Below are 22,473 nucleotides of genomic sequence, written 5' to 3'. Positions count from 1 at the left end.
AATCTTGAAAACCCGACCTAAAAAGCCCAACATACTGATATTAAGTAATTAAGTAGCTGAATTAACATTTTTTTTACATCTAAAGCCTTATCTTAGGGTAGCTACATTCTTAACTCCAACTCTTATGTACTGGAAGAAATTCAGCGGTGAAGTTATTCACAAGCCGATACTTGAAGAAATTGAACAGGCGATTATCCGGGAAAGCGAAAAGGGGCATAAACTTAAGATCTGTATAGGCACAGATTCTCAGGTGAAAGGTCCAATTACCAACTTTGCTACTGTAATTGTGCTGCTACGCGCACACCATGGAGGATTTATGTATATCCATCAGGAGAAATCACTGCAGCGCATGGGCATCAAAGAGCGGATGCTGGCAGAAGTGCAGAAATCCATTGAAACCGCATACGCCATTTGTGACTTGCTGGACCTTTATGATGTCGGCCTGGAGGTACATGCCGACATCAATACAAGTCCTTCATTCAAATCAAACAAGGCACTTAACGAAGCAATGGGTTACATCTTAAGTATGGGCTTTATTTTTAAAGCTAAGCCCGAAGCTTTTGCAAGTTCAACCTGCGCTGACAAGATGGTGCATTAATACCAACCTAAGCTGGTACTTTTTTCAAGGACTCGACTTCAATAACGCTTTCAACAACGCTATTTTCAACGACAACGCTATTTTCAATAATCAGCGTACCTTGGTAATATTTTTCATTGTGCTGTGAAGCATCAAGCCCTTCTTCTTCTTCTGCGGAGCTTACACGGATTGGCTGAATCAGGTTCACCAGCTTGAAGATGCCGTATGACATGACAAAACTGAATGTCACTACAATGACCACCCCTTTAAGCTGGGTTAAAAAGAAGGTTGCATCACCGTAGAAGAGGCCATCAAACCCTGCAGGATTAATCTGCTTACTGGCAAAAACACCGGTTAAGATCATACCAACGATACCGCCTACGCCGTGACAAGGAAACACGTCGAGCGTATCATCCAGGCTGGTACGGGATTTCCACATCACCGCAAGATTGGAGATGATGGCAGCAACGACACCAATAAATATACTTACCGGAATGGCGACGAAGCCGGCACTTGGTGTAATGGCAACCAGGCCAACAACAGCACCGATACAGAATCCTAAGACCGAAGGTTTCTTGCCACGCAATACATCAAAGAACATCCAGGATAATCCGGCGGCACCAGCGGCCATATTTGTGGTTGCAAAAGCACTCACTGCCAATGCACCGGATCCAAATGCGGATCCCCCATTGAAACCAAACCAGCCGAACCACAACAGCCCTGTACCGATCAGCACGTAAGGGATATTTGCAGGTGGTATTTCCTTATTTTCAATGTGAGATTTACGACGCTTAAGCACAAGTGCCCCTGCCAGCGCAGCCATACCTGCAGAGATATGCACCACGGTACCCCCTGCAAAGTCCAGAACACCCATCTTTAACAGGAATCCATCAGGGTGCCAGGTCCAGTGCGCCAGTGGAGAATATACAAATACAGAGAACAAGACAATAAAAAGAATGTAAGAGGTAAAACGAATCCGCTCGGCTACCGCTCCAACGACCAGGCCAGGCGTAATGATGGCGAACATCAACTGAAACACGGCAAACAGCGTAAGTGGGATCGTCGGCGCACCTGCCCATGGTGCCCCCGAATTAACATTCTGGAAAAACGCGAAGGTACCAGGATTACCAATGATACCGTTAATGCTCTCTCCAAAGGCCAGACTGAAGCTTACCACAACCCACATCACGGTGATCACGCCAGCAGCAACAACACTCTTGATCATGGTAGACAATACATTCTTGCGGTGAACCATACCACCATAGAAGAAAGCAAGACCCGGTGTCATCAAAAACACCAATGCAGCGGAGATTAGTATCCAGGCGATATCTGCGGTATTGTATTTTCCTTCATCAAAATTCGGCAAAACAGGAAAAAACAGGCACAAAACGCCTATTGCCAGTAGTAAAACAAAGGGAAGACTTTGTCGTAAGGTTAAATTTTTCATATAAATCCATTTAAAACAACTAATCAGGACAACAAAACAGAAATAAGCACTTGTTTTTAGATCGTAAATCAAAAATACATTGTTTACATCGGAATTTTAAAAGTTATTTTGATAAAAAATCACAAGATCAACTAAATCAACCTGAATTTTAGATACACAAGCATTGACATTAACCAAAATTCAACCCAAAGACAACACAAAAAACCCAAAAATCCGGAATAAACATATAAGCTTGACGATTGTTAATGCAACATGAAATCATATCACCTGGAATTTACTCAGAAAATACCGGTTAGCTTAGCTGAAGCATGGTCATTTTTCTCTTCACCCTTGAATCTGGCGAAGATTACACCCAAGGAAATGGCATTTACGGTTACATCGAATACGACCGAAGCCACGAAAATGTACCCGGGCATGATCATTACCTATAAGGTATCGCCAGTTTTAGGCATCAAGCTCGATTGGATGACAGAAATTACGCAGGTGCAGCACGAGCAGTACTTTATTGATGAGCAAAGATTTGGGCCCTACAAATTCTGGCACCACCAGCATCACTTCCAGGAAATACCAGGTGGTGTATTGATGAATGATATTCTTACCTACGGCATGCCCTTCGGGATCTTTGGACAGCTGGCGAATGGAATTTTCGTTGCCAACAAGCTACAGCAGATATTCAACTACAGAAAACAGAAAATAGAAGCTTTGTTCGGGACTTACAGTACCCCTACTTCGTAGGCTGAACCCTGAACAATACCACGGCGTTCAATCTCTTTATCGATATAGGTCTGTATGGCAGATTTGTTTAAGCCCCAATTTGGCGCTATAAGCAGGTCCCAGTCCGAAATCCCGAATAAACGCTGGATGACGATGTCCGGCCTAAGCAAAGGAATCAATTTACAGAGCAGATCTGTATATTCTTCGAGGGTAAATAATTTGAAAGGATTCTTCTTGTATTTAACACCCATAATAGAGCCTTCAACAATATGCAGGTGATGGAACTTCACGAACTTAATTTGCGGAAAGCGGTTGATCTCATCGATGTATTTCAGCATCATCTCTTCGGTTTCCCATGGAAAGCCAAAAATCGTATGTACGCAGAGATCCAGCGGTGAGTTTTCCAGCAGTTTTACGGCTTCCACGAACTCCCCATGGCTACAGCCACGATTGATCTGGTTTAACGTTTCATCGTAAATAGATTCCATGCCCATCTCCAGATCCACATCAAAGCGATCAGCATAACTCTCCAACAGTGCTACCTTTTCTGCATCAATACAGTCGGGGCGTGTACCTACCGAAAAGCCTACAACATCCTCCGGATTGATCGATAAAGCCTCATCGTACATCATCTTCAGATAATGGGTAGGCGCATAAGTATTGGTGTTCGGTTGAAAATAGACAATGAACTTGTCTGCTTTATAAAAGCGCTTGCCACGCTCCATACCCTGCTCCAGCTGTTCGCGGATGGTTGGAAGTTTCCTGGACAGCTCCGGTGTAAAGGAGTCTACATTGCAATAGGTACAGCCGCCATAGCCTTTGGAGCCATCCCGGTTTGGGCAGGTAAATCCGCCGTCAACAATAACTTTAAACACGCGCTGCCCCTCGTACTTCGCTTTTAAATGCGTGCCGTAGTTGTTATATCCCTTTATGCCTGAATCTAATGGAGTTCCCAAATTGCTATATATTTTACGCAAAAATACAGCTTTTTTATCGGGATTATAATTCCAGCGCTTTCCTTACCAATTATTTACATAATCTATACGGCATCTTTAGCCGCCGCAGGGTTGATGATGTTGCTCGCAATCTGCGACAAATAAGCTGCGGTATCGTTTTCTTCCTTCAGGCATTGCTCCAGCAACACACTGGCTTGTTCGAGCTTCAGCTCCTTACTCACTTCATGTAATACCGTGTAGCTGGCGATCTTGTAGTGCTCCACATGCTGCGCGGCATAAATTATTGCCGCATCCCGCATGGCCGTACCTGGCTCGTTCTTGACGATCAGATCCCTGGCTTTCTCCACAAGTGCCGACACAATGTTACATTCCTGCTTCGCAGGTTTTACTTTTAGCGACTTCATGATGGTCTCTAACCGGTTAACATGCGTTTCCGCTTCTGTAGAAGGTGAATTCAATGCCGTTCTTAATTCGGCTGTATATGCCGCGATGGACAATGCAACGAAACTTTTGATAAACTTCTTTTCAGCATGATACAGATCCACCAAACGCGTTAAAAAAAATTCCATTAATCCTGTCTGTTCCATATTCAGCTTCAATTTACCACAATAACAAAAAACATTGAATTTAGGTTTTATAGCGCCGCACCAATCCTTGGATGGTCTTTTGCTTTCACATCAGGCTTGCCAAGTCGTTGATAGGGGTTTGAGACGTATCCACACGTAGCAAGTACGTTGCAAGCTCCTATCAAGCACCTAGGAAGCACGTACCAAGAAATAGGCTGTACCCCTACTTTTAGCCACGATGTGCTTTGGATTACCTAATTAATATTGATATTAGAGCTATGAAACAACTCTTTATAGCCATATTATGCTGCCTGTTTGCCGGTCAGGTCAACGCGCAATTACAGCCACAGACACTACCAAGTGCTGTTTTCTATAAAAAGGACGGTAAAGCTTTCTCGACAGCACAGATCCCGACAACCAAGAAAGCATTTATTATGTTCTTTGATGCCACCTGCGATCACTGCCAGCAGGTTGCCACCCAGCTTTCCAAGCAAAGCGGAAAGCTCGCAAACGCAAACATATACCTGGTGTCAATGGATGAATTCCGCTCCATTGATTACTTCATGACAAACTTCGGGAAGCCCTTGCTCGCCATGAAAAATGTAACACTACTGCAGGACAAACACCAGGCTTTTATATCAACCTTTAAACCAGACAAATATCCTTCGATGTACCTTTACGGTACAAACAAGCGTTTGCTTAAGTTTTCAAGCAACGATAAGGAGGTCCCGAAATTTTTGGAGCTGATGAAGTAAGGAAAAGCCTTTAAATCAAAAAAGCCGGTAGCGATTGTTAATCGCTACCGGCTTTTTTGATTTAAATGATATCTGTTAAGCTTCTTTCGGTTTACTTAGGTAATATACAGGAATACCTGCAAGCATGATCACCACGCCCCAACCACAGGTGCTGGTTTTGGTAATCAGCAAAGAAATGCAGATTGCAGCCGCTACGATGATATAGAAGAACGGCAACACGGGATAGCCGAAGGCACGGTATGGCCGCACCGCATCAGGCATTTTACGGCGCAGGATAAAAATCCCATAGATCGTAAGGATGTAGAAGATGATCACGATGATCATCACGTAGTCGAGCAGGTCGCCGTATTTCCCGGTAAGACACAGGGCGGACGCCCACACACACTGGAACCACAATGCCCATGCTGGCACACTGGATTTGTTTAATAAGGCTGCTTTTTTAAAAAACAGGCCATCTTTTGCCATGGTATAATAAACACGAGCACCAGCCATGATCAGGCCGTTGTTGCAGGCAAAAGTGGAGATCATGATCATCAAAGCGATGATCAGCGTACCAGTATTTCCGAAGATGTTTTGCGCAGCAACAACGGCAACACGGTCTGACTTCGCGAAAGCAATATCTTGGAGTGGCATAACCGACAGATACATCAGGTTCGCCAGGATATAGATCACTGAAACGATGAACGTACCTAAGAACAGGCTTAAGCCAACATTCTTTTCAGGATTCTTGATTTCAGCAGCAATGAAGGTTACGCCGTTCCAGGCATCACTGGAGAACAAGGAGCCCACCATTGCGGCAGATACCGCAGCGAGTAAGGCAGAACCAGCAATAGGCATCCAGGAATCTGAGGCCGCGTTGTAGTTACTCGGACTCCAGGCATCGGCCCAGTTGGCATTCCAGACTTCCGCCTTTGCACCAAGGGTAAAGCCAAAGATGATTAATCCGAACAAGGACACAATTTTAATTACCGTAAGGAAGGTTTGTAACAACTTACCATTCTTTACGCCCCTGCTATTGATGTAGGTAAGCAGAATAATGGTAAAGATTGACATCAGCTGTGCCGCATTGATCTTGAAATCACCAATATTAAACAGGATGTTTTCATCACTTAAGGGCTCAAAAAGGTAGGCCGCGAATTTGGAAAATGCCACCCCTACTGCAGCAATGGTTCCGGTTTGTATCACGGCAAAGAAGCTCCAGCCATATAAAAAGGCGATCAGCTTATTATAGGCTTCCTTAAGATAAACGTATTGTCCACCGGCTTTAGGGAACATGGCGCTTAACTCGCCATAACTCACCGCAGCAATGACCGTTACCAGTCCGGTAAGCACCCATATTAAGGTTAGCCATCCCGCTGAACCGACTTGCCGGCCGATGTCGGCGCTGACAATAAATATTCCGGATCCAATCATTGAGCCGACCACCAGCATGGTACCGTCGAGCAAGCCCAGCTCCCGTTTAAAGTGATGATCCTGTGTTTCTTTTTCCATTGAATTTGATAAATAGTTTGGTTGTTGGCTAAGATATTTAAAAAATCCAATATTAAAACAGGCCTGCTCAGCGCCAGTCGATTATAAATTTGGTAAAGTGTTAAACTCTTTTATTTTTGTATAGGCTTGCCTTGCTAACCAATTAAACCAAATATATCGTATGGAGTTTCTACAAAACAACCTGATCTACATGATTCCGGGTTTCGGGCTCATTGGAATCCTTTTTATGGCGGTACAAAGTGCATGGGTGAGTAAGCAAGATGCGGGCGACAAAAACATGCTCGAACTTTCAGGCTACATTGCAGACGGCGCAATGGCCTTTTTAAAAGCCGAATGGAAAGTCCTATCCTATTTCGTTATCATTGCCGGCGCATTGCTGGCCTGGTCGGGCACCATGGAAGGCAGCCCGGAAAATCCAATTCATTCCAGTCCTGTAATCGCAGTCGCTTTTCTATTAGGCGCAGTATTTTCTGCCCTGGCAGGGTACATTGGCATGCGTATCGCCACGAAGGCTAACGTTAGAACTACGGAAGCCGCCAGGTCGAGCCTTGCAAAAGCACTGAAGGTTTCTTTTACCGGTGGTACCGTAATGGGCTTTGGTGTTGCCGGCCTGGCCATCTTTGGCCTGGGTGGCTTATTCATCGTGCTCTATTATGCCTTTGTAAATCCTGGCGCTGCAGCAACTGGCCCGGAAATGAAGAAGACCATTGAGGTGCTTGCGGGTTTCTCGTTGGGTGCGGAGAGCATTGCCCTTTTCGCGAGGGTTGGTGGCGGCATTTATACCAAGGCTGCCGATGTGGGAGCTGATCTGGTGGGTAAGGTGGAAGCCGGGATCCCGGAAGATGATGTGCGTAACCCCGCGACCATTGCGGATAACGTGGGGGATAACGTCGGTGACGTGGCCGGCATGGGTGCGGATTTGTTCGGCTCGTATGTAGCGACCATTTTGGCGACTATGGTATTGGGACAGGAAATCCAGTCTGACGATAAATTTGGCGGTATGGCACCGATCCTTCTACCCATGTTTATTGCTGGCTTGGGTCTGATCTTCTCTATTGTGGGTTCCTGGTTTGTGAAAATTTCCAAAGATAGCGACAGCGTGCAAAAGGCGCTGAACTTGGGCAACTGGCTGTCCATTATCCTTACCGCCGTGGCGGCCTATTTCGCGGTGCACTGGCTATTACCGGAAAGTATGGAGATCCGGGGATTCCGTTTCCCTGCAGAAAATGTTTATCATTCCATACTGGTGGGACTGGTTGTGGGCACCTTGATGAGCCTGATTACGGAATATTATACCGCAATGGGCAAGCGCCCCGTGAATTCCATTATACAGCAATCTTCTACCGGGCATGCAACCAATATCATCGGCGGCTTATCGGTGGGCATGGAATCTACGGTATTGCCGATCCTGATATTAGCTGCCGGAATTTATGGCTCATATTATTTTGCAGGCTTTTACGGTGTTGCGATAGCGGCAGCGGGTATGATGGCAACAACAGCCATGCAGCTGGCGATAGATGCTTTCGGCCCTATCGCCGATAATGCCGGAGGTATCGCCGAGATGAGTGGCTGTCCGAAGGAGGTTCGTGAGCGGACAGATAACCTGGATGCCGTAGGAAATACAACTGCGGCGACCGGCAAAGGCTTCGCCATCGCCTCCGCAGCGTTGACCTCTTTAGCACTATTCGCCGCATTTGCAGGGATTTCCGGCATTGAAACCATAGATATCTATAAAGCTGATGTATTGGCGGGTTTGTTTGTTGGGGGTATGATACCCTTTATATTCTCGGCGCTTTGTATTTCGGCCGTAGGCCGTGCGGCAATGTCCATGGTACAGGAAGTAAGAAGGCAGTTCCGGGATATTCCTGGGATTATGGAGTATAAGGCTAAGCCGGAATATGAAAAATGCGTAGCGATTTCTACACAAGCATCTATTCGTGAAATGATGTTGCCTGGGGCAATAGCCTTGATTGTACCTTTAATTGTAGGTTTTATTTTCGGACCTGAAGTGTTGGGTGGCCTTTTGGCTGGGGTAACGGTTTCCGGGGTGCTTATGGGGATCTTCCAATCCAACGCGGGTGGCGCTTGGGACAATGCCAAAAAATCCTTTGAAAAGGGTGTGATGATCCAGGGAAAAATGGAGTACAAAGGTTCGGACGCACACAAGGCTTCCGTTACAGGTGATACCGTTGGCGATCCGTTCAAAGATACCTCCGGACCTTCAATGAATATCCTGATTAAACTGATGTCTATCGTGTCTCTGATTATTGCACCGCACATTGCTGTCGGCCCAGTGGCGCAAACGTCGGCGAAAGATGTAGAAAAACACAAAATCCTGGCTCCGAAAACGGTGAAAATCAGTGATGCTCAATTAAAGATTAAATAGAATCTTCAAAACGGATGAAATTGTTACTATAGCAGGGATTTTCGATGAAAATCCCTTTTTATTATTAGACAATTTTTATTTAGGTTTGGAACTATATTAAAAAAAATAAAACAAAAAACTTATTTATCGAAACACTTTAACTAAACCTTAATTTATGTTATTTAAAAAATCGATAGACTCTTTAATTCAGGAGTCTACTGAGAGTGGCGAAGGTACACTGAAACGTACGCTTGGGGTGGGTAACCTCATTGCGTTAGGTATTGGTGCGATCATCGGTGCTGGATTGTTTGTTAGAACTGCAGCGGCAGCGGCAGAGCACTCGGGTCCGGCAGTTACACTCTCCTTTATCCTGGCAGCAATTGGTTGTGCCCTTGCAGGATTATGTTATGCAGAGTTTGCATCTATGATCCCAATTGCAGGAAGTGCGTACACCTACTCCTATGCGACTATGGGTGAAGTTGTTGCATGGATAATTGGCTGGGATTTGGTCCTGGAATATGCTGTGGGTGCAGCTACAGTTGCCATTGCCTGGTCTGAATACCTCAATAAGCTACTGGAAACCTTTGGGGTCACCATCCCCTACGCTTATTGCCATTCACCATTTCAGACCTCAGTAGACGGAATTCAGGGCATTATCAATATTCCTGCGCTTTTTGTTGTAGTACTGTTAACTTTTGTACTGATCCGCGGTACACAGGAGTCTGCAACCTTAAACGGTATTATTGTGATTGTGAAAGTCGCAATTGTAATTGCTTTTATCGCAATTGGCTGGGGGTATATGAACCCTGCTAACCATACCCCCTACATTCCGGTTAACGCTGGAGAAGTAGCATATGCAAACGGAGAAAAAGGCTTTATGCAGTTTTTTACGCAGGATTTTGGGGACTTCGGTATTTCGGGTATCATTGCTGGTGCTGGTGTGGTTTTCTTTGCGTTTATCGGTTTTGATGCGGTATCAACTGCAGCACAGGAAGCGAAGAACCCAAGCAGAGATATGCCTATCGGGATCTTGGTTTCATTAGCAGTATGTACAGCATTATACATTCTTTTCGGACACGTGTTAACTGGCGTTGCAAACTATTCAGAGTTTGAGAATGCCGGAAAAGAAGCTTCAGTTGCTTATGCCATTGAAAACTATATGCATGGCTATCACTGGTTATCAGTATTGATTACGGTAGCTATTCTTGCAGGTTTCTCTTCTGTAATCCTGGTAATGCTTTTAGGTCAGTCAAGGGTTTTCTTCTCGATGTCTAAAGATGGATTAGTACCTAAAGTATTTTCATCCGTTCACCCTAAATTTCAGACGCCATATAAATCGAACCTGATCTTCCTGGTATTTGTAGGTTTATTCGCTGCATTTGTTCCAGGTGATGTGGTTGGTGATATGACCAGTATCGGTACTTTATTCGCCTTTACTTTAGTATGTCTTGGTGTATTGATCTTACGTAAAGTAGATCCGGACCGCGAGAGACCATTTAAAACACCATTTATGCCGGTAGTACCAATCTTGGGTGCTGGTGTTTGTATTTTGATGATGATTGGTTTAGGTGCTCACAACTGGGAGCGTTTATTAATCTGGATGGCCCTTGGTATGGCAATCTATTATGGTTATAGCCGCAAAAATTCAGTTGTAAGACGTAAATACAGAGAAGGTCAGAAATAAAGATCTTTAATCCACATAAAACAAAAGCGGCTGTCCAAAAGATAGCCGCTTTTGTTTTATAATGTAGTTAATAGAATTACCTTTGTGCTAAAATCTTAAACTGATGGAATTCAATATAAGCCAGATCCTTACAACCTCTATGGTGTTATTTGCTGTGATTGACATCTTGGGCTCCATTCCGATCATCATTGAGCTGAGAAGAAAAGCCGGTCACATCGAGTCTGAAAAGGCTACGCTGGTTGCAACGGTATTGATGATCATCTTTCTGTTTGCAGGAGAAGGTTTACTGAAGATCATTGGTCTTGATGTTGCCTCTTTCGCAATCGCCGGTTCTCTTGTAATCTTTGCCCTGGCTATGGAAATGGTGCTGGGTTTAACCTTGTTCAAGGATAAGGAAGAAGCACATGAAACGGTTTCCATTGTACCGCTGGCCTTCCCGATCATTGCCGGCGCAGGTACCATGACTACTTTGCTTTCCTTAAAGACGGAATACACGAGCCAGAATATCCTGGTCGGCATTATTGTTAACATGCTTTTCGTGTACTTTGTATTGAAGAATACCAAAAGGTTGGAGCGGCTACTTGGTAAAACCGGCCTGAACATTCTACGTAAAGCCTTCGGTATCATTCTACTAGCCATCGCTATCAAGTTATTCAGAAACAATACAGGATTGTAAACAAAATAGCTTAAATTGGTGTTAAGCAAATAAACCGCACAATGAACAGCTTTGAGCAATATACGCTGATTATTGGCTTACTCGCCATATTCTTTGAGGGCATCCGGCACCTGAAGGAAAAACTGCGTGCCTGGCTGGCAGCGCATGCAAAGAGTCATTAAACTTTTCGAAGACGCGCCACAAACATCGTATCCGCCTTTTCATGATAACCTTTTATGACTTCCATTTCTTCGAGATGCAGGCCGCAGGTCTGTTGCAGGTGATCTACTACAGCTTCGTTTTCTGCTGAAAATACCGAGCAGGTAATGTAAATCAACGGCTGACCTGGCTTTAAATACTTAAGCACATTGGCTGCGATTGCCTTTTGAAGACCGTTAAACTGCTTCACCTTATGCTCGTTGAAGTAGTACAGCATTTCAGGCGTTCTGCCCCATGTTCCGGAGCCGGAGCAAGGTGCATCAAGGATGATCCCATCGAACTCGTAGTGGTGCATATGCTGCTCATTATCGACCAGTAGGTCAAGGACCTTCTTCTGGTATTTGTTAATTCCAGCTTCCTGGAAACGTTCATCAAGATTATTCAGGCTGTTCTCACGGACATCACTTACTAGAAGTTGAACCTTTGGCTCCATTTCATGGAGCAGTAGTGATTTTCCGCCGGAGGCGGCGCAGCAATCCCACCAATACTCATAAGGCTTCGGTTGAAAGTACTTGCCGGTACGTTGTGAGGATAGATCCTGCACCTGATAGTATTTGGTGTTGGGAAGAATATGCCCCAGCTTGGTGCCATTAGGCAGCGAGAACACGTTCTCCGACAGCTCCTTCACATGCACCCCGGCTTCAGTAAGCGTGGTATGTATTTCAGCGGCATGTTTTGCTTTCACCCGAATAAACAGATCTGGTTGCGTGAAGAAAGATTCAAGAAAAGCCTGACGGTCGATACCTTCAGACAGCGGCTCGCTGAAAGGGAAGATCGCTTCCAGGTCGAATTCGGGATACTGATCTTTGACCAGTACAAGTTTTGCAGCAATAGGTAAACTCACCTGCTCATGCCACTCCGGTTGCTGGCTTTGCAGCAATAAACTGCTGCTGGTATTGCAAAGGAAATCCCCCACCACAAGACGTTCCAGCAGGCTTCGCTCTGGCAGGGCTTTGCCGATCCTGAAGAAGCTGTACAGGTACCTGGAAGCCCATCTTCTGTCGGAAGAACCCATTTGTTTATTCGCCTTAAAATAACCCACCAGAAATCGGTGTAAAGGCTGAGAACCGTCGTATTCCTTAAATATCTTTTCGAACGTTCTGATCTGATGTTCTACTTTCATTCAATTGTGTTTAATGCAAAATTCTTGTACTGTAACAACATCAGACTGGTATTAATATAACCGAGCTTATCGTCATGTACAAAGTGGAAACCATTATGCAAGCCCCGGTAATTATGCTTGGTCATCTGATTCAGGAAATTTGGCCCTGATCTGGCGATCAGATTCCCAAAGAACAAGCCAATATCGTAACCTTTAAAAGCATATTCACTCGGCTCAAACTCGTACGCCTGTCTGTACTTTTTCACAAATTCGATAACCGCTGGTCTACGGTAATCAATCTTATAAGAACTGCTTACAATAGTGTTTAAAGCCTGAAGTTTTTCTGCAGGATAAGACTGTTTGGTCCAGTTTGGATGGCCATACAGGCTTACGTTTAAGCCAGCACGTTGCATTTTCAAAAGCTTATCAATGCTCGCAGTTACAAAAGCCTTATTCGAAGAGCTCAGTAGGACGATGTATTTTTTGTCCTTCTGCACTTTCATTTCCATGGAAAACACCGAGGCGTATTCCTGAAAGCTGAACTTTTTATTCTTCAAATTGGTAAAATATTGCCTCAAGGGTGCTCCGAAAACCTCATCGTCTGAACTTTTGGGATTGATAAGCACCACCACGGTATGCTCTGAATTATGATTCTTGCTGATGTGCGCACCAATCTTCTGAACATGCAGGTTGATGTTGTTAACCACAGAGATCAGATTGGGATTATTAAACTCCTGTGGCAGGGAGGCCGCGAGTGGAGAAACGATGGGCAGCTTGTTGGCAATCGTGTAGTTGGCGATGTACTTCTGTCCATCCGGGTAAACGGGGCCGACCAGCAGGTTGCTCTTTGCAAGCTCGCCCGATTTCATGACGCTTTCTATTTGAGCATTGTAGTCGCGGGTGTCCAGTACATTGATCTTGAAGTTAAACCCTGAACTGGCAGCAGAATCAATACCCAGCATAAAGCCTTGGTAGAATTCGATTGCGAGCGCAGCCTTTTCTACTTCAGTCTTTGTAGGTGCATTGATGTTTATCTGATTGAGCTTAAACGGAAGCAACATCGAAATTGTTGCTTCCGTAAATTTCCTGGACTCCGGCTCAGTTGCCGCCCGCTCCTCCTTTTTCTCAGGTGCGGAAGGTGTTGGTGTTGATTTCGGCTGTATCCTTGGTGAACAGGCAGAAATCAGTAAACCGAAGGCAAGGGTAATGAATATTTTATTCCCACTCAATCGTTGCTGGTGGTTTGGAGCTGATATCATATACAACGCGATTAATTCCTTTTACTTTATTAATGATTTCATTAGAAATTTTAGCGAGTACAGGGTAAGGTAAATGACACCAATCGGCAGTCATGCCATCTACAGACTCAACGGCCCGCAGACAAATTACATTTTCGTAAGTACGCTCATCGCCCATCACACCGACAGACTGCACGGGCAAGAATATTGCACCCGCCTGCCACACCTGATCGTATAACCCGGCTTCCCTCAAATTGTTTATATAAATTGCATCAGCTTCCTGAAGAATGGCAACCTTCTCTGCGGTTACATCACCCAAAATACGGATGGCTAAACCTGGTCCAGGGAAAGGATGACGTCCAAGGATCACATCGTCGATACCAAGGGTTTTTCCTACACGCCTTACTTCATCCTTGAATAAAGTATTTAATGGCTCTACAACCTTTAATTTCATGTATGCAGGCAAACCACCAACGTTATGATGCGACTTGATCGTTGCAGAAGGACCTTTTACCGATACCGACTCGATCACATCAGGATAAATGGTGCCTTGTCCCAGCCATTTCACGTTCTGAACTTCATGAGCGGCATCATCGAATACTTCGATGAACACACGGCCAATTGCCTTGCGCTTCATTTCGGGATCTTTCAATCCCGCCAGCTGGCTCAGGAACCGGTCTTTGGCATCAATACCTCTGATGTTTAAGCCCATATGTTTATACTGTTCCAAAACAGCTTCGTATTCATCTTTTCTCAACAAACCGTTGTCTACAAAAATGCAGTGCAGGTTTGTGCCGATCGCTCTATGTAACAACACCGCTGCTACGCTGGAGTCTACACCGCCAGAAAGCCCAAGAACGACCTTATCGTCGCCAAGCTGTTCCTTCAGGTTTGCTATAGTAGAGTCAACGAAAGCATCCGGGGTCCACTCCTGCTTACATCCGCAAATGTCCACGAGGAAGTTTTCCAATAGTTGCTTACCGTCGGTACTGTGTGTTACTTCCGGGTGAAACTGGATAGCATAGGTTTCCGTGTTTTTAACCTGGTAGGCTGCTACACGAACGCTGTCTGTGCTGGCAATAATTTCGAATGTATCAGGCACTTCAGTAATGGTATCACCATGTGACATCCAGACCTGAGAGCTTTCATTGATGTTTTTAAATAATTTGCTGTTTTGAGAAACATAGCCAAGGTTGGCTCTGCCATATTCTCTTGTAGAGGATGGTTGTACATCTCCGCCAGAATGTAAAGCGATGTATTGCGCGCCGTAGCAAACTGCAAGCACTGGATAATGCTGCATGAACCGCTCTAGTTCAATCTGTGGTGCGTCTTCTTGTCTAACAGAATAAGGACTTCCGGAAAAGATGATACCTTTTACGTTGGCAGTTATTTCCGGAATGTTGTTAAAGGGATGAATTTCACAGTAAACGTTTAGCTCGCGAACTCTTCTTGCAATAAGTTGTGTGTACTGGGATCCAAAATCGAGAATTATGATTTTTTCTAGCATGGCCAAAGTTAGTATTTTATAACTTCTACGCCGAATCTTTTTAAGAAATCCACGCCTTCATCACTCGCCAGGCCTTTATATTCGGCATAGGAGTTTTTGAAAACAACGTGTTTAATTCCAGATGATAAAATAAGTCTTGCACATGCGATGCATGGGGAAAGGGTGCAATATAAAGTGGCACCTTCCAGGTTTGATCCATTCTTCGTAGCAAAGAGAATGGCATTTTGCTCTGCATGGAGTGCGAGTAAGCAACTGCCACGGGAGTCTTTTTCACAGCCGGTTTCCGGCCATTCTTCGTCGCAGTTGTGTGTACCTGCAGGCGGACCATTATATCCGATTGAGATGATGCGGGTATCTTTGGCTAGAACAGCACCTACTTGTGCCCGCACACAATGTGAGCGGGCAGCAAGATCGGTTGCTAAATTCATGTATATATCGGTGAAGCCAGGTCTTGAACCCATATGGTCTTAGTGTCCTCCTTCAGCCGCGATTTCTTCAACATTGATGCCCTGATTTTTCAGAACACCACTAACTCTCCATGCGAAGAAGATCAGGTATGCAAAGCCGATCAATGGAACGATGTACGAAGCATGGATACCTTCAGCATCTGCAAGTGTACCCTGGATCGGCGGAATGATGGCACCACCTAAGATCATCATGATCAGGAATGATGAACCCTGACTGGTGTATTTACCCAAGCCAGTGATGGAAAGGGCGAAAATAGATGGCCACATGATGGAGCAGCAAAGACCACCACTGATGAATGCAAAAATTGCAACCGGACCAGTTGTTACCAGACCTACAATCATTGCGATGACACCAAGTACACTGAAAATGGCCAGGGTTTTAGCTGGTTTCTCCTGTCCAATAAAGAACGCAATGATCATGATGGCAACAGAAACCGCATAAACGTAAAGGTTGCCCACTTCTGTTCCAGTAGCATGTGTTACCAACAGAATGACACCAAAGGCGATAAAGGGCACAATTACCGTTAAAATCGTTTTAGTAGTCTTGGTAAGGTTAAATGCACTTACAGCACCGGTCCAACGACCGATCATCATACTTCCCCAGTAAAGAGAAATGTATTGTTTAATGTCCGACTCTTCTAGACCGCCAAATTCAGGCAGGTTAAGCAAGGTACCCAGGTTACTTTGAATGGTTACCTCCACCCCTACGTAGATGAAAATGGCAAGCATACCTAAGATCAGCTGTGGGTATCGCATGGCACCCCAGTCTTCAGGACGTTCCTTTTTGTTCAGGTAGGCATATAACAATGAACCAACAATAATCACTAAAGAAGAATAAACGTATACAGATTCGCTGATCTGTGTCATGCGTGCTAAAGGACTTGCCGCAAGCACCATTAAAAATCCTAGGATCATGACGAAGATCGGCCCGTTTGATTTCGGGCTGGTCTCAATTTTATCGGTGTTGGTTACTTCAGGAAGTTTAGTGAAGGCATAAAATACAGCTACAGCCAGGAATAAACCCGCAAGGATATAATATAGGTTATTGATAGAAGTAATATCCACCGCTTTAGGGACTGCATCACTCGCAGATCCAAACAATACAATACTTACAATTACTGGTCCCATCAATCCACCGAAGTTGTTCACCCCACCTGCAAGATTTAGTCGGTGGGTACCGCTTTCCTCAGGTCCAAGTGCAACAACAAAGGGGTTGGCTGCAGTTTGTTGCAAAGAAAACCCGATTGCGATAACGAAGAAGGCAAGTAAGATAAAGGCAAAGGAGCCTGAATGTACCGCTGGAACCATTAACAAGGCGCCACCAGCAGATAGTACAAGGCCGGCAATGATCCCCTTCTTGTAACCGATCTTATTTAGTATATCAACTTTACTAGCTTGAGAAGCGAAATAAAGAATTAGTGATCCGATGAAGTATCCTCCGTAAAAGGTGTAGTCAATTAGTTGGGATTCGAATTGGGTTAGATTAAAATGCGACTTACAGAAGGGAATGAAGACCCCGTTCGATGCAGCTACGAAACCCCAGAAAAAGAAAACGGTGATGATGCTGTATAGCGCCGTTCCATAATTTTTTTGTTCGTCTTGTTTCATGTTATGGTTAGTGAATAGTTTTGTGCGATAAACATAATTAAAAAATTTGTGCTACTACCTGCATTGTCTGTACAATCTTTAAATGTAACTTAAAAGATAGCCCTTGAAGGTAATTTTTCCTCGTTTTGGTGGTTTTATATGGGTTAGGGTTATAGACCCGCTTTTTTAGCTTAAATTTGCATATTAGCACATCATACACACACAAATTAATGTTTGAAGCAATAATACAAGGGATAGGTGCGGGCATTTTGTTTTCATTTTTAACAGGGCCTGTGTTCTTTTCCATGATTAAAACCAGCATTGAGAAAGGCTTTAAGGCTGGTTTTTCTTTAGCCATCGGCGTGGTATTAAGTGACATCATCTTCATCACCGCAACCATCTTCAGCGCACAGTTTGTAGTCTACAATTCAAAATACAATCAATATATCGGAATTATTGGAGGCTTATTTTTACTGGGTGTAGGCCTTTATTACCTGATCAATAAGGTAAAGGTAAACTACGATCTGAAAGCTACAGAGAATATCAGGCGCAGAGGTTATGTACTGAAGGGTTTTCTGATGTGCCTGCTTTCGCCAACTACACTGATGTTCTGGATTATGGTGGGCGGCTTTGTTTCCGTCCAACTGCACTTTGAAACCGCCGAGAAGATCGGCTTTTTTGTTGTAGCTATGGCTACGCAGCTCACGGTTGATGCCGTTAAGACCTTTTATGCCGCTAAACTGCGGTACAAGATCAAAGAACAGTCTATTCAAAACCTTAACCGCGTGGCGGGCGCAGTAATCATCATATTCGCGATCCGTCTGTTTATAGAGGTATTTAACCGGTAAATCTGGCAGTGTTTAGGGGTATTCCTTTGTTAAAGGCAAAAAAAGAGGCCGTATCTATGATACAGCCTCTTTCGTCTTATACGTTTATTAATATTAGTACGCTCTTTTATTGCTGCCCTCTTTCCAGTTGACAAATGCTTTGTTCACGACTTTATTTCCACCTGGTGTTGGGTAGTTTCCGGAGAAATACCAGTCGCCGGTGTGTCCTGGACAAGCGATATGCAGGTTATCTAAAGTTTGATAGATCACTTCCACCTTTGCATTGATGCCTTCTGGGGTGATGATCTTCGTGATTTGCGCAGAGATCTCTTCCTGGCTAAAAGGCTCGTAGATCTCTTTGACATGATTGACGATCTCTTCTTTAGGCAATTGCAAGGAAGCTTTACATTTTGCATAAACTTCATCGATGATGTGCTCCATGCCGCGTTCCCGAAGCAACTGGATCGCCGCTTCAAAAGCAACAAACTCACCCATTTTCGACATGTCGATTCCGTAGCAGTCCGGGTAACGGATTTGCGGCGCTGAAGAAACAATGATGATCTTCACCGGGTGTAGTCTGTCGATGATCTTGATGATACTCTGTTTCAGGGTCGTTCCACGAACAATCGAGTCATCTATGGCAACCAGGGTGTCAGCATGATTCTTGATCACCCCGTAAGTGGTATCATAAACGTGGGCAACCATATCGTTACGGTCAGCATCTTGGGTGATAAAGGTCCTGAGTTTAACGTCTTTGATGGCCAGCTTCTCTACCCGGGGGCTCATAGAAAGCAGTTCATCCAGTTCTACATCATTTACCTGACCCTGTTTTCCAAGGAGGGTATCTTTTTGAACCTGACGTATATGTTTATGTAGTCCTTCAACCATACCATAGAAGGAAACTTCTGCAGTATTCGGAATGAAAGAAAACACGGTGTTTTTAAAGTCGTAATTAACGGTATTTAGAATCTGAGGACAAAGTAATTCCCCTAAACGTTTCCGCTCTTTATAGATATCGGCGTCACTGCCTCTGGAGAAATAAATGCGTTCGAAGGAACAAGCGCGTTTTTCCAAAGGCTCACGGATCATTTCTTCCGTCACTTTTCCATTCTTTTTAACGATCAATGCATGCCCTGGTTTGATCTCCTGAACATCACGGAATGGAATGTTAAATGCTGTTTGGATTGCAGGTCTTTCTGATGCTGCAACAACAATTTCATCATCTGCATAGTAGAATGCCGGTCTGATACCAGCAGGGTCTCTAAGGATGAAAGCATCACCATTACCAACAATTCCAGAGATTGCATATCCACCATCCCAGGTTTTAGCGGAACGGCGAAGGATGTTCGCGATATTTAAGCCTTCTGAAATCCGGTGTGTAATGGCAACGTTATCTAACCCTTCTTTTTTATAAGCATCAAATAGATCCTGATTCTCATCATCCAGGAAGTGGCCAATCTTTTCAAGAACGGTAACGGTATCAGCCTGCTCTTTTGGATGTTGACCAAGTTCATACAACTGCTCCAGCAGTTCGTCTACGTTGGTCATGTTGAAGTTTCCGGCAATAACCAGGTTACGGGTCATCCAGTTATTCTGGCGCAAGAAAGGGTGACAATTTTCAATGCTATTCTGACCGTGGGTACCGTAGCGTAAGTGGCCCAAAAGTACCTCTCCAATGAAACTTACGTTGGCTTTAAGCCATTCCGCATCTTTCATTAACTCCGGTTTTTCATTCTGGATGTTCACGAACTTGTTCTGAACATATCCGAAGATATCAGCAACGGCGTTTTGTGCCATTGATCTGTATCTGCTGATGTAGCGGTGCCCTGGTTTAACGTCAAGCTTTATGGTAGCAATACCTGCCCCATCCTGCCCCCGGTTATGCTGTTTTTCCATTAACAGGTACAGCTTGTTCAGGCCGAAAAGGGCCGTGCCATATTTTTCCTGGTAATAAGAGAGGGGTTTTAAAAGACGAATAAAAGCAATTCCGCACTCGTGTTTGATCTGGTCGCTCATTAGGTGTTGTTTGAGCCGCAAATTTACCGCTAATTAAAATTAGAACCTAACAAGAATTACTTCTTTCGGTATGCTGATCGTAAAAATTTCAGTGTGTTGTCTATCGTGGACTCCCGCCTTGTTTAATGCGGCGATTAGCAAGATATCCTTAATGCGCACAGCCTTGCTGCAAACAAGAAAACGTTTTTTTTCAGGAGCTCAATTAAACTTTTTTCAGGAGCTCAGCTTAAACGACCGCACAGGAACCAGCACTAGAGACGCAGGGCCTCTGATTTGATGGAAGCGCCGAAGAATAAGGAACCTAAAGTATCAAAGACCTCCGGATCACCGCTGGTTACAAAGCGCTGCCCAGCTTCCAGGCTAAGATGCCCTTCAATCTCCGGATGCCGGGAGAGGTAATCTTTCAGGCTGTCCGCTACGATATCGCCCTGGCTCAGCAAGGTAATACCTTCCGGTAGATACGCTTTCAGCTTCGGAATGAGCAGTGGGTAATGCGTGCAGGCCAACAGTATGCAGTCTATACCGGCTGTTTTATCCAACAGCCTTTGCAGGTAGGTTTGTACAAAATAGTCGGCACCGGGGTTCAGGTGTTCGTTGTTCTCGATCAGCGGAACCCACATCGGACAACTTTGCTGAACGACCTCAACATGCGGATATAGCTTATTAATCTCCAGTTGATAAGAAGCGGATTTCACCGTACCCCTGGTGCCCAACACGCCAACTTTATTGCTGGTCGTATATTGATCGATCACTTCTGCTGTTGGCCGGATTACGCCAAGCACCCGGTGATCTGGATATTTATGTGGAAGGATATGCTGCTGAATGGACCGGAGTGCTTTCGCGGAAGCCGTATTGCAAGCCAGTATAACAAGCGAGCAGCCCTGAGCAAACAACCATTCCACACAGTCTAAAGTATACCGGTACACCGTTTCATAGGAATGATCCCCGTAAGGTGCCCTGGCATTGTCCCCGAAGTAGATGTAGTTATATTCCGGGAGTTGCGGAATAATGGATTTGAATACGGTAAGGCCACCGTAACCTGAATCGAAAATACCAATAGCGTTGTTTCTCATGAGGGCAAAAAAAAGCGGAACCAGACCTGAGTCTGATTCCGCAATTTACACTTAATTCTTAAGATTATTTCTTTGTCGCAGGTGCAGCAGCTGCTGGTGCAGGCGTTGCAGAAGCTGAAATACCTAACTTGGTTTTTACGGCATCAGTGATGTCATCACCACCTTCGAAGTAAACCACGTTGTTTCCATCTTGTTGTGCAGCTACGTCAAGTACATAAGCTAGACCTTTTTCTTTAGCAACAGTTTTAATGGCGTTGCTTAGTTTTCTAAGGATTGGCTCAGTTAATTCACCTTGTTTTTGAGCTAATTCTTGTTGCGCTTTCACAGAAGCATCTTTAATTCTGGTATCAAGATCTTTTAACTCGGTATCCATTGCTTGCAACTCTTTACCTACAGTCTCTTTATTCGCTTCACTTAAGGTTTTTTGTTTGGCGATAGCCGCTTGATATTTCGTTTGAAACTCAGCCTGCATTTTCTCAATTTCTCCCGACTTGGTTTTATTCAGATTTTCTAGCGTAGTCTGTGTTGTTTTAGCCTCTGGCATCAACATTAAAATTGTCTGTGAATTCAGGTGTGCTACCTTTTGTTGTGCATTCGCAATGTTAGCAGTGAATACCAATCCTGCTGCTACAAAGAATACATTAATTAACTTTCTCATTTTATTCTTGTTTGTGATTTTATGTTTGATTTTGTGTTTACTTAACTAACGCGCCCGGCTTGTACCCTAGTCTGGTGATGATGTCATTGCTGACGTCATAGTTTGCACTAGAGTAGATCATCATCGTAGCGCCGCTGCTTTTATCGAAGATGAAGTCCAGGAGTTTTCCTTTTGCATACTCTGCTATGGTGTTAGACACTTTTTCCTGAATAGGTTTAAGCAGCTTTACACGTGATTGAAAAAGATCGCCTTCAGGACCAAATTTAGAACGTTGAAATTCTTTAGCGGCTTTCTCTTTTTCGATGATTTCATTCTCCCGGCGTTTACGCATATCGTCTGTCAGCAATACCTGATCAGCCTGATAAGCTTTGTACATTTTGTCCAATTCCGCAAAGGAGTTGTCAGCTTGTTTCTGCCATTGTTGTGCGAGTACGTCAAGCTGGTTTTGTGCTGATTTGTACTCAGGCATGTGTTTTAAAATATATTCGGAATCTACATAAGCGAACTTTTGTGCAAATGCACTCATTCCGGCAATAAGCAAGAAGCTTAATAAAAGATACTTTTTCATA

21 protein-coding genes are annotated in these 22,473 nt (G+C 44.4%); 7 read left to right on the top strand and 14 right to left on the bottom strand.

The annotated features are described in order from the left end of the window. The first annotated feature begins 124 nt into the window (after positions 1 to 124). Positions 125 to 598: a ribonuclease H-like YkuK family protein gene (locus AC5WJX_RS06300; protein WP_494483814.1), complete on the top strand. Its 474-nt coding sequence runs from the start codon at positions 125 to 127 to the stop codon at positions 596 to 598. 7 nt (positions 599 to 605) lie between these two features. On the opposite strand, the gene AC5WJX_RS06295 is transcribed toward AC5WJX_RS06300, so the two are convergent. Beyond that, positions 606 to 2,024, bottom strand: a complete 1,419-nt coding sequence (locus tag AC5WJX_RS06295) for an ammonium transporter (RefSeq protein WP_494483813.1) — start codon at positions 2,022 to 2,024, stop codon at positions 606 to 608. Between the two features lie 252 nt (positions 2,025 to 2,276). Here AC5WJX_RS06295 and AC5WJX_RS06290 point away from each other — a divergent pair, with 252 nt between their 5' ends. Continuing rightward, positions 2,277 to 2,759, top strand: coding sequence for an SRPBCC family protein (locus AC5WJX_RS06290; protein WP_440431990.1), 483 nt, complete (start codon positions 2,277 to 2,279; stop codon positions 2,757 to 2,759). Here the strand turns inward: AC5WJX_RS06290 and mnmL are convergent. Both mnmL and AC5WJX_RS06280 read right to left on the bottom strand, forming a co-directional pair. Further along, positions 2,738 to 3,694 carry a tRNA modification radical SAM protein MnmL/YtqA gene (mnmL, locus tag AC5WJX_RS06285; protein ID WP_440431988.1) on the bottom strand — a complete coding sequence of 319 codons (957 nt, stop codon included), beginning with the start codon at positions 3,692 to 3,694 and terminating at the stop codon, positions 2,738 to 2,740. The two genes, AC5WJX_RS06290 and mnmL, sit on opposite strands and share 22 nt — an antisense overlap. A gap of 83 nt (positions 3,695 to 3,777) precedes the next feature. Continuing rightward, the gene (locus AC5WJX_RS06280; RefSeq protein ID WP_494483812.1) at positions 3,778 to 4,263 is read right to left on the bottom strand and encodes a DUF892 family protein; all 486 of its coding nucleotides are present in this window, start codon (positions 4,261 to 4,263) and stop codon (positions 3,778 to 3,780) included. Positions 4,264 to 4,538: 275 nt separating this feature from the next. Here AC5WJX_RS06280 and AC5WJX_RS06275 point away from each other — a divergent pair, with 275 nt between their 5' ends. Then, on the top strand, positions 4,539 to 5,015 hold the full coding sequence (locus AC5WJX_RS06275) for a peroxiredoxin family protein (RefSeq protein ID WP_494483811.1): 477 nt from the start codon (positions 4,539 to 4,541) through the stop codon (positions 5,013 to 5,015). Positions 5,016 to 5,090: 75 nt separating this feature from the next. Here AC5WJX_RS06275 and AC5WJX_RS06270 read toward each other — a convergent pair whose 3' ends face one another. Continuing rightward, positions 5,091 to 6,506 carry an APC family permease gene (locus AC5WJX_RS06270; RefSeq protein WP_494483810.1) on the bottom strand — a complete coding sequence of 472 codons (1,416 nt, stop codon included), beginning with the start codon at positions 6,504 to 6,506 and terminating at the stop codon, positions 5,091 to 5,093. Positions 6,507 to 6,666: 160 nt separating this feature from the next. Here AC5WJX_RS06270 and AC5WJX_RS06265 point away from each other — a divergent pair, with 160 nt between their 5' ends. The 3 genes from AC5WJX_RS06265 (at position 6,667) to AC5WJX_RS06255 (ending at position 11,231) form a co-directional block, all read left to right on the top strand. Beyond that, positions 6,667 to 8,892, top strand: a complete 2,226-nt coding sequence (locus AC5WJX_RS06265) for a sodium-translocating pyrophosphatase (RefSeq protein ID WP_494483809.1) — start codon at positions 6,667 to 6,669, stop codon at positions 8,890 to 8,892. A 154-nt stretch (positions 8,893 to 9,046) separates the two neighbouring features. Further along, positions 9,047 to 10,555, top strand: a complete 1,509-nt coding sequence (locus AC5WJX_RS06260) for an amino acid permease (protein WP_494483808.1) — start codon at positions 9,047 to 9,049, stop codon at positions 10,553 to 10,555. Between the two features lie 103 nt (positions 10,556 to 10,658). Continuing rightward, positions 10,659 to 11,231: a MarC family protein gene (locus AC5WJX_RS06255; RefSeq protein WP_494483807.1), complete on the top strand. Its 573-nt coding sequence runs from the start codon at positions 10,659 to 10,661 to the stop codon at positions 11,229 to 11,231. A 157-nt stretch (positions 11,232 to 11,388) separates the two neighbouring features. Here the strand turns inward: AC5WJX_RS06255 and AC5WJX_RS06250 are convergent, their stop codons facing one another. Genes AC5WJX_RS06250 through AC5WJX_RS06225 form a run of 6 tightly spaced genes read right to left on the bottom strand, consistent with a single transcriptional unit; the run spans position 11,389 to position 17,637 of the window. Continuing rightward, positions 11,389 to 12,552, bottom strand: coding sequence for an RsmB/NOP family class I SAM-dependent RNA methyltransferase (locus AC5WJX_RS06250; protein ID WP_494483806.1), 1,164 nt, complete (start codon positions 12,550 to 12,552; stop codon positions 11,389 to 11,391). Continuing rightward, positions 12,549 to 13,790, bottom strand: a complete 1,242-nt coding sequence (locus tag AC5WJX_RS06245; RefSeq protein ID WP_494483805.1) for an ABC transporter substrate-binding protein — start codon at positions 13,788 to 13,790, stop codon at positions 12,549 to 12,551. The genes AC5WJX_RS06250 and AC5WJX_RS06245 overlap by 4 nt, the downstream gene beginning before the upstream one ends. Continuing rightward, positions 13,747 to 15,276 (bottom strand): glutamine-hydrolyzing GMP synthase, encoded by a 1,530-nt coding sequence (guaA, locus tag AC5WJX_RS06240; protein WP_494483804.1) that lies wholly within the window; start codon positions 15,274 to 15,276, stop codon positions 13,747 to 13,749. Before guaA ends, AC5WJX_RS06245 begins: the two co-directional genes overlap by 44 nt. An 8-nt stretch (positions 15,277 to 15,284) precedes the next feature. Then, the gene (locus AC5WJX_RS06235) at positions 15,285 to 15,704 is read right to left on the bottom strand and encodes a deoxycytidylate deaminase (RefSeq protein WP_440431969.1); all 420 of its coding nucleotides are present in this window, start codon (positions 15,702 to 15,704) and stop codon (positions 15,285 to 15,287) included. Between the two features lie 39 nt (positions 15,705 to 15,743). Beyond that, positions 15,744 to 17,351: an MFS transporter gene (locus AC5WJX_RS06230; protein ID WP_494483803.1), complete on the bottom strand. Its 1,608-nt coding sequence runs from the start codon at positions 17,349 to 17,351 to the stop codon at positions 15,744 to 15,746. A 37-nt stretch (positions 17,352 to 17,388) separates the two neighbouring features. Next, positions 17,389 to 17,637, bottom strand: a complete 249-nt coding sequence (locus AC5WJX_RS06225; RefSeq protein ID WP_494483802.1) for a hypothetical protein — start codon at positions 17,635 to 17,637, stop codon at positions 17,389 to 17,391. Here AC5WJX_RS06225 and AC5WJX_RS06220 point away from each other — a divergent pair. Beyond that, positions 17,636 to 18,178 (top strand): LysE family translocator, encoded by a 543-nt coding sequence (locus AC5WJX_RS06220; RefSeq protein WP_494483801.1) that lies wholly within the window; start codon positions 17,636 to 17,638, stop codon positions 18,176 to 18,178. The two genes, AC5WJX_RS06225 and AC5WJX_RS06220, sit on opposite strands and share 2 nt — an antisense overlap. Positions 18,179 to 18,271: 93 nt before the next feature. Here the strand turns inward: AC5WJX_RS06220 and AC5WJX_RS06215 are convergent, their stop codons facing one another. The 4 genes from AC5WJX_RS06215 to AC5WJX_RS06200 all read right to left on the bottom strand — a co-directional run bounded on the left by AC5WJX_RS06215 (position 18,272) and on the right by AC5WJX_RS06200 (position 22,472). Beyond that, the gene (locus AC5WJX_RS06215; RefSeq protein WP_494483800.1) at positions 18,272 to 20,173 is read right to left on the bottom strand and encodes an amidophosphoribosyltransferase; all 1,902 of its coding nucleotides are present in this window, start codon (positions 20,171 to 20,173) and stop codon (positions 18,272 to 18,274) included. 251 nt (positions 20,174 to 20,424) lie between these two features. After that, positions 20,425 to 21,246, bottom strand: coding sequence for a glutamate racemase (gene murI / locus AC5WJX_RS06210; RefSeq protein ID WP_494483799.1), 822 nt, complete (start codon positions 21,244 to 21,246; stop codon positions 20,425 to 20,427). Between the two features lie 64 nt (positions 21,247 to 21,310). Further along, entirely contained in the window at positions 21,311 to 21,904 is a 594-nt protein-coding gene (locus tag AC5WJX_RS06205; RefSeq protein WP_494483798.1) for an OmpH/Skp family outer membrane protein, read from the bottom strand. A gap of 37 nt (positions 21,905 to 21,941) precedes the next feature. Beyond that, positions 21,942 to 22,472, bottom strand: coding sequence for an OmpH/Skp family outer membrane protein (locus AC5WJX_RS06200; RefSeq protein WP_440431958.1), 531 nt, complete (start codon positions 22,470 to 22,472; stop codon positions 21,942 to 21,944). Position 22,473 lies beyond the last annotated feature (1 nt).

The sequence above is a fragment of the Pedobacter sp. NEAU-ZC8 genome (assembly GCF_059278965.1).
Note: the sequence above shows the minus strand (reverse complement) of the source record. Positions and strands in the feature narration are given on the sequence as shown.

Excerpts from the sequence above, each read along its gene's own strand:
- AC5WJX_RS06275 (WP_494483811.1), top strand. The coding sequence starts at position 4,539 with ATGAAACAACTCTTTATAGCCATATTATGCTGCCTGTTTGCCGGTCAG.
- AC5WJX_RS06245 (WP_494483805.1), bottom strand. The coding sequence starts at position 13,790 with ATGATATCAGCTCCAAACCACCAGCAACGATTGAGTGGGAATAAAATA.
- AC5WJX_RS06290 (WP_440431990.1), top strand. The coding sequence starts at position 2,277 with ATGAAATCATATCACCTGGAATTTACTCAGAAAATACCGGTTAGCTTA.
- AC5WJX_RS06235 (WP_440431969.1), bottom strand. The coding sequence starts at position 15,704 with ATGAATTTAGCAACCGATCTTGCTGCCCGCTCACATTGTGTGCGGGCA.
- AC5WJX_RS06230 (WP_494483803.1), bottom strand. The coding sequence starts at position 17,351 with ATGAAACAAGACGAACAAAAAAATTATGGAACGGCGCTATACAGCATC.
- guaA (WP_494483804.1), bottom strand. The coding sequence starts at position 15,276 with ATGCTAGAAAAAATCATAATTCTCGATTTTGGATCCCAGTACACACAA.
- AC5WJX_RS06255 (WP_494483807.1), top strand. The coding sequence starts at position 10,659 with ATGGAATTCAATATAAGCCAGATCCTTACAACCTCTATGGTGTTATTT.
- AC5WJX_RS06265 (WP_494483809.1), top strand. The coding sequence starts at position 6,667 with ATGGAGTTTCTACAAAACAACCTGATCTACATGATTCCGGGTTTCGGG.
- AC5WJX_RS06215 (WP_494483800.1), bottom strand. The coding sequence starts at position 20,173 with ATGAGCGACCAGATCAAACACGAGTGCGGAATTGCTTTTATTCGTCTT.
- AC5WJX_RS06260 (WP_494483808.1), top strand. The coding sequence starts at position 9,047 with ATGTTATTTAAAAAATCGATAGACTCTTTAATTCAGGAGTCTACTGAG.
- AC5WJX_RS06250 (WP_494483806.1), bottom strand. The coding sequence starts at position 12,552 with ATGAAAGTAGAACATCAGATCAGAACGTTCGAAAAGATATTTAAGGAA.
- AC5WJX_RS06300 (WP_494483814.1), top strand. The coding sequence starts at position 125 with ATGTACTGGAAGAAATTCAGCGGTGAAGTTATTCACAAGCCGATACTT.
- AC5WJX_RS06270 (WP_494483810.1), bottom strand. The coding sequence starts at position 6,506 with ATGGAAAAAGAAACACAGGATCATCACTTTAAACGGGAGCTGGGCTTG.
- AC5WJX_RS06295 (WP_494483813.1), bottom strand. The coding sequence starts at position 2,024 with ATGAAAAATTTAACCTTACGACAAAGTCTTCCCTTTGTTTTACTACTG.
- murI (WP_494483799.1), bottom strand. The coding sequence starts at position 21,246 with ATGAGAAACAACGCTATTGGTATTTTCGATTCAGGTTACGGTGGCCTT.
- AC5WJX_RS06220 (WP_494483801.1), top strand. The coding sequence starts at position 17,636 with ATGATTAAAACCAGCATTGAGAAAGGCTTTAAGGCTGGTTTTTCTTTA.
- AC5WJX_RS06225 (WP_494483802.1), bottom strand. The coding sequence starts at position 17,637 with ATGGAAAAGAACACAGGCCCTGTTAAAAATGAAAACAAAATGCCCGCA.
- AC5WJX_RS06280 (WP_494483812.1), bottom strand. The coding sequence starts at position 4,263 with ATGGAATTTTTTTTAACGCGTTTGGTGGATCTGTATCATGCTGAAAAG.
- AC5WJX_RS06200 (WP_440431958.1), bottom strand. The coding sequence starts at position 22,472 with ATGAAAAAGTATCTTTTATTAAGCTTCTTGCTTATTGCCGGAATGAGT.
- AC5WJX_RS06205 (WP_494483798.1), bottom strand. The coding sequence starts at position 21,904 with ATGAGAAAGTTAATTAATGTATTCTTTGTAGCAGCAGGATTGGTATTC.